Below are 6,124 nucleotides of genomic sequence, written 5' to 3'. Positions count from 1 at the left end.
AGCCTTGAAGACTCTGCGAACCACATAATGGCGATTTTTACAGTTCAGCGGCTTACGTATGAGAAAACCAAATTGAAAGTTTGAAAAAATTTCTTACATTGAGAGTTTAAGATGTTATGCGGCTGCACAAACTTTTCTTCAAGTATATCAGGCGTTTTGTTCTTGTCATTGCAATTTTTGCCGCTTGCCTTTCTTGAGGTGCTTTACTTTGGGACTTGAAAAAATGGTACAGGCATTCAAGTTCGGCGCGCCGCCGCGCGGAGGAAGCGCACCGGGATTCGACCGCCTTATAATGCTCATGTGCCACGAGGAAAGCATCCACGAAGTAATCGCCTTTCCGAATAACAATTTGGCGGCTTCTCCTATGGATGAGTGTCCAAGCGCGGTTGACCAAAGCCAATTGGACGACTTGCATCTAAAATGTACTGAGGTTGAGAAATAATATGCGCGAGTTTTCCGCAGGGAAAACTCGGTAAGCAAGACGCAAAGCGGATTGCGACACTTGCATATCACGATTTTCTGACCCGGAAAAATAAAATGTTATAAAACAAAGGGGCTGGCTAATAAGTTCTAAATGTCATTGCCGTACTTGATACTGCGATGTTTCTGAAAAAAACTTGATTAGCAATCTGTTGAAAATTTTCAATAGATTATCGGGGCAAGCCCGATAATGACATAAAAGTTTCTTTTTGGTCATCTCCTTTGTTTTGGAGGAAGAATTAGTTTTTTCCGCCTTTGTGCGGTTCGGAAAGATATTTTTTTGCAATTTTTATAAAATCATCTTTTGAAGTCATTAAAAAATATTTTTCCAAACTTGAATAATACCCATCATTTGTCTTTATGAATTGTGCAATTAAAGAATAGCCAAAATCGTCGCCAATTTTTTTATTTTTCATAAAATCATTGAATTCTGAAAAATATGCCGGATCAGCAGAATCTTCTGTTTTCCAAATAAAGGGATTTAAATCACTCACATAATCTGTAAGCAATTCATTTGCCCTGCCGTGTCTTTCGTTTTCTTTGTCTAATATAATGTACATCAATGTAAATAATTCAAAATTTGTCATTTTTATCTTCCTTATTTTTTGTTAGGATTTTTACATAATCCTGTTGTTTCATCCCATTCTTTAGGAGAGCGGTTATATCCGCCGTTGCTTAAATTGCCGTTTTTTACTTTTGCCCAATATTGAGCGCCATTTTTCGCAATTTTTATATACCATTTACAGCCGTCTTTATCTGTTCCCGCATAACAAGACTCGTCATTTATCAAGTCTAGCAAAGTTTTCCTGTTTTTTAAATTGTCTGTAAGATGTCCTTTGCTTTTTCTGAAAATATGCTTTATCTGCGCAGGATTTTTTGGAAGCCTGTTTCTGCCTCCCCGTGTTCCGCTGTACAGTCCGCTTCTACCGCTTCCCATTTTTCACCTCCGGTTTCTTATGCTGGGATTTAGTCCAGTTGTCATATTGGAAAAACTGGACTCCGCAATTTTTGAACTCATCAAAAATTTTTCCCGGCATTGCTCCGTAAACAAGAATGATTTTTGGCTCAATTTCCTTTATAAAAGAGCGCAGTCCTTCTTTTAAATGAAATTTGTATTCAGAAGATTTGCAGCAGCCGTAAGTTCCTATTGAATAAATTCCGTGTTTTTCAAGCCCCAAAAAGGCGAATGGCGGTTCGTCAGGAATAATGCGTTTGTATGTGCGCTCATCGCCAAAACGAACATTTGGAATTACATAAATTCCTTGCTCTTGAAGGTAATGACCGATTTGATGATTCAGGTAAAGATTTGTCATCTGCAGAACAAGCGGCATATCGTAATAAAGAGAGCAGTCGGGAGATATGGCTCCGGAAAATTTCTTGATTTTTTCAAGATTTTCTTTTGTTGAAGTCAAAATGTCTCGGAATTTTAAATCGTTTTCATAGAAGCAGACAAATTCGTTGAGAGTTTCACTTCTGTTCATTTTGCTGAACGGAATCATCGTCTTTGGAATTAAAATTTCTTTAGGATTTCTGATAAGCGGAATCTCAAGCAAGCCGTCAAAAATTGCATTTTTAACAAGTTCAGCATTGAATCCGTCATCAATCAGATTTTTCTTTAGCTTTTCTTTTTTGCAAAAGTCCAAATCATCGAATAGATATGGTTGAAAAATATTCTCCATCTTATTATTCCTTTCAAAAATCAGTCTTCCGCGCCGATTATCTTTTTAGAAAAACCGACACGGAAAACTGAATGGATTTCTTATTCAGCGACTTTCAGGTTTTCACTGAATCCGACTGAATATGTGCCGTCTGCCGTAGGCCTTGTTTTTATGGCAACCGCATACTTTTCACCGGGCGTAAGATTATCTGGAACGTAGGCTTCCAGTGTTTTTGGAAGATTCCTTGTTAAAACGCACTTGAGCCATTTTGTCTCATCCGCCTCTGCTTCGCCGTCTTCATCGACAGGGCAGAAATATAAGCCGCATTCCGCACCTTCAAGCTTTAGCCTGCTTCCTGTAATGCTCACAAGTTTTCCGGGCTTTACAGCTTTTTCTTCAACTCCGTCCCAAAGACACTTTACACTGCTTATAAGTGGAGCTGAATCTGTATAAACAATTTTATCTATCTCGATTTTTCCTACAGATTCAGTCAAAGTTTTTGAAGGTGTAAATTTCACTGTAAGAGAAGAAATCTCGCTTGCTGTCTTTGGGGCGATTTTCATTCCGCCTGAAAGCGCGATGTAAAGCGTTCCCAAGTCCAGCAGGTTTACAGATTTTGCGTTTGACAGATTTGAAAGAATTCCTGCTTTTAAATCCTTTGCGAATTTTTTAAGCTCATACTCATTGTAGGCGGGATTTCTTTCGCAAATCTCCATTATAAGATTGTCAATGTTCACTGTATTCCGTGAAACACGACCCACGAATGTTTCAGTTTCCTCATAGACAAGCTTGCGGATTGAAACACTGATTTTGTTTGTGGAGTTCTTGAACTCCGAAGCAATAGTAGCCATAGCCACCTCACAAACCACACTTTCTAATAAAGTTCAAAAAAGTATGGTATAATTATTAAAAAGACTGCAACGCAGCCTGCAAGACATTTTGTGTTTGTCTTACAGGAACTAAGATACAGTCCATTTGAAAAAGAAGTTGGCCGTCACTGGCCGTCGTTGTCCACCATTGGCCAAATGAATGAAAAAGGGGAGCAGTTGGAATTTTCTGATTTTTCTAGAATTTTATATTCTTATATTGGTTTAGGAGATGAGCATCCTAAATTTGTGCTGGAGCTTTTGAGTCTTGTGTATTTGGGTGATGATGGATTTTTTTGCAATCAAAATAATCCATTCTTGAAAATGAACACAAGTACATTAAATGGATATTTTCGCGGTTCGAAAAAAATAAGCGAGAAAAACGCAGTCTTTATAAAGTCAAATTTTGATTCAACAGAATTTATCGACAAGATAGATTCCTTGTCAGTTGACCTGAAAACAAATTTGGCAAATGAGCTAGGAGTTGAAGACACTGATATAAAAGCGCTTCCTGAAAAATGTGCGGATGTATTTCTTCAAATCATCTCAGATATTGCATCAGGAAAAAAACAGGAGAAAGTTTTATTAAATACAAACTCCGGGCAAAAAGACTTGGAGCAAAAATACGGACTGAGCCTTTTGCAGGAATGCAACAGTTTGTGTCCGCTGCCGGAGTGCTCAAAGCCTCTCTATGTCAAAAAAGAGGAAGACAAGCAGCCGTATTTTCAGATAATCCAGATAAATCCGCAGAAACCTTACGACAGGATTTATAATTTGCTTGCAGTCTGTCCGGAATGTGCCGCAAAGCTCAATATGCAAAAAACGGAGCATGATATTTTAAGGCTTTGTGAAATCAAGAGGCGTATGCAGAAAAATGAAGAGGTTTCGGAATTTGCAGCTGAAGAAAAAATAGAGCAGGACATAACAGCTTTAATAGAGAAAATCACAAATGCCGATGGTTCAGAACTCAGCGAACTCAATTACAGCCCGGTTGAGCTTAAGAAAAAATTTCTTCCGTCAGAACATTTTTTGGAAGATGAGATAAAGCCGCGCGTTGTAAAGTATTTTAACTTCATAAACGGACTTCTAAAGCAGAAAGTTGAAAAAGAAAATTTCAATGAAGCAAAATTCCGAAAGTCAGTAAAGCATATCTATGAAAACCTGGAAGCTGAAAAAATTGAAAAAACTCAAATCTTTGAGGCGATTTCAGGACGTTTTCATAATATGTCAAAAACCAGCTATATCGCCAGCCAGATTCTTGCAAGCTATTTTGTCCAGTCCTGCGAAATTTTCAGGGAGGCGGCGCAACAATGAAACTTCCTTCAAAAATATTCACATATAAAGAAAGCTGCCTTTCAAAACTTGCGCCGGTTCTAAAATTCTTAGAAGAAAAGGATTGCAGCCCAGCTGAAGTTTACAAGGCAAACAAAAAGATATTTAAAAATACAAGCGATTTTGCAGACTGCCTCACGGTTCTTTTTGCGCTTGGAAAAATAAAATTTGACCAAAAATCGGAGAGAATAGAATTATGCTGAAATTCATTGAATGTGAAAAATTTATAGAAAACGGAAGTCCGCGCGGAAAGATTGAATTTTTCCCGGGACTGAATATTTGTCTTGGCGAGGACAATGCGGAAAATTCAATCGGAAAAAGCACTTTTCTGTTTGCTGTTGATTTTTGCTTCGGCGGAGACAGTTATTGTTCTCAAAAGGAGCTGCTAGAAGAAGTCGGAAACCATAAAATAAATTTCTGCCTTGAATTTGACAACGAGACATATTATTTTTCACGCTCAACAGAAAATCCTAAAGAAGTTGCAGTCTGCGATGAGCATTTTAATATAACGAAAAAAATAAGCGATGTTGACTTTAAGAAATTCCTGCTTGAAAAATATAATCTAGCAGAAACAGGCTTGTCGTTCAGGCAGGCCGTAACATCATCTGTTCGGATTTTTGGAAAGGATTCCAGCGAAATCAAAAATATAGTCGGCGTTGAAAATCATAACGGCGGAAAAACAGGAATCTTGCGGAATCTTATAAAACTGTTTGAAGAATATGATGAAATAAAAACTCTTGAAGAAAAATCAGCTGCAATTCAATCAGAAAAAGAAGAGTTTTCCTCTGTTGAAAAATCAAAAATCGTAAAAAACGGAAAGATAAAAAGTCTCTCCCAGCTGAAAGAGTCAGAAATCAGGCTTGACCAGTTAAATGAAGAGCTAGCACAAATTGCAGAGTCAAACAAAATTCAGACAGAAACTGTTGATGCAAAGCGGGCGGCACAGGCGGCAGAGCTTGAAAAGCAAATCACGGTTTTAAGAAGAAATAGGACAAGACTTCTGAATGAAAAATCAATTATGGAAGCTAATCTTGGTTCTGGAACAAAAATTCAAAAAGAAAATTTTGAAGAGCTAAAATCATTTTTCCCTTATGTAAATATTCCGCATCTTGAAGAAATTCAGAATTTCCATAAGCAGATTACAAAAATCCTAAAAGAAGAAACAGAGGAAGAGCTTTTAAAACTTGAAGACAAAATATCCGGAAACGAAAAGAATTTAATAGAAGCAACGCAAAAACTTACTGAGCTTAGCGTTCCTGTTTCAATTCCAAAAAAAATTCTTGAGCAATACGCCGCAGTTTCAATTCAGAAAAACGAGCTTGAAGGGCAAATTGCTTTTTATAAAAATTCCGAGCAGATTTCAAGACAGCTAAAAGAAACGAAAATTGAGCTTGACGGTAAAAAAAATTTAATACTTGAAGAAATTGTTTTAAAAATCAATAAAAAGCTCGAAGTGCTTAGCGTTAATGTAAATGGAAATAACAGTTATGCGCCCCGCCTTAATTTAAATTCCGCGTCTAGTTACAGTTTTTATGCTCCTAAGGACAGCGGAACCGGAACCGCCTATGTTAACATGATTTTGTATGACATTGCGCTTCTTGAGCTTACAAGACTTCCGTTTGTGATTCACGACTCAATTCTGTTCAAAAATTTGAGCGATAACCGTGTCATAAAAATTTTTGAGGAATATGAAAAGTCTGAAAAGCAGATTTTTGTCTCGTTTGACAAGAAAAATTCATACGAAAGCGATGAGCTAAAGAAAACAATCGAAAATCATACGGCAATAGA

The 6,124-nt window shown here is 37.2% G+C and carries 7 protein-coding genes and 1 pseudogene; 4 read left to right on the top strand and 4 right to left on the bottom strand.

Annotated elements, in window-relative coordinates; all coding sequences use genetic code 11:
- Positions 1-223: 223 nt before the first annotated feature.
- A pseudogene (locus B4N75_RS04415) lies at positions 224-442 on the top strand (amino acid--tRNA ligase-related protein); the annotation flags it as partial.
- Positions 443-719: 277 nt separating this feature from the next.
- Here B4N75_RS04415 and B4N75_RS04410 read toward each other — a convergent pair.
- From B4N75_RS04410 to B4N75_RS04395, 4 genes are all read right to left on the bottom strand, one after another.
- Positions 720-1,067 (bottom strand): hypothetical protein, encoded by a 348-nt coding sequence (locus B4N75_RS04410; protein WP_296666691.1) that lies wholly within the window; start codon positions 1,065-1,067, stop codon positions 720-722.
- Between the two features lie 11 nt (positions 1,068-1,078).
- Positions 1,079-1,417 (bottom strand): hypothetical protein, encoded by a 339-nt coding sequence (locus B4N75_RS04405; protein WP_296693859.1) that lies wholly within the window; start codon positions 1,415-1,417, stop codon positions 1,079-1,081.
- Positions 1,404-2,159, bottom strand: a complete 756-nt coding sequence (locus tag B4N75_RS04400) for a DUF4417 domain-containing protein (protein WP_296693856.1) — start codon at positions 2,157-2,159, stop codon at positions 1,404-1,406. The genes B4N75_RS04405 and B4N75_RS04400 overlap by 14 nt, the downstream gene beginning before the upstream one ends.
- A gap of 80 nt (positions 2,160-2,239) precedes the next feature.
- The gene (locus tag B4N75_RS04395) at positions 2,240-2,989 is read right to left on the bottom strand and encodes a DUF4469 domain-containing protein (RefSeq protein WP_296666698.1); all 750 of its coding nucleotides are present in this window, start codon (positions 2,987-2,989) and stop codon (positions 2,240-2,242) included.
- Positions 2,990-3,163: 174 nt separating this feature from the next.
- Between B4N75_RS04395 and B4N75_RS04390 the strand changes: the two genes are divergently transcribed.
- The 3 genes from B4N75_RS04390 to B4N75_RS04380 form a co-directional block, all read left to right on the top strand.
- On the top strand, positions 3,164-4,318 hold the full coding sequence (locus B4N75_RS04390; protein WP_296693852.1) for an ABC-three component system protein: 1,155 nt from the start codon (positions 3,164-3,166) through the stop codon (positions 4,316-4,318).
- Complete coding sequence (locus tag B4N75_RS04385) at positions 4,315-4,539, top strand: ABC-three component system middle component 7 (RefSeq protein WP_296666701.1); 225 nt, start codon at positions 4,315-4,317, stop codon at positions 4,537-4,539. The genes B4N75_RS04390 and B4N75_RS04385 overlap by 4 nt, the downstream gene beginning before the upstream one ends.
- On the top strand, positions 4,533-6,124 hold a 1,592-nt coding region (locus B4N75_RS04380; RefSeq protein WP_296706669.1), incomplete at its 3' end, for a DUF2326 domain-containing protein. The genes B4N75_RS04385 and B4N75_RS04380, both read left to right, overlap by 7 nt.

The organism is Treponema sp. UBA7570 (assembly GCA_002477955.1).
Taxonomy (GTDB): Bacteria; Spirochaetota; Spirochaetia; order Treponematales; family Treponemataceae; genus Treponema_D.
Note: the sequence above shows the minus strand (reverse complement) of the source record. Positions and strands in the feature narration are given on the sequence as shown.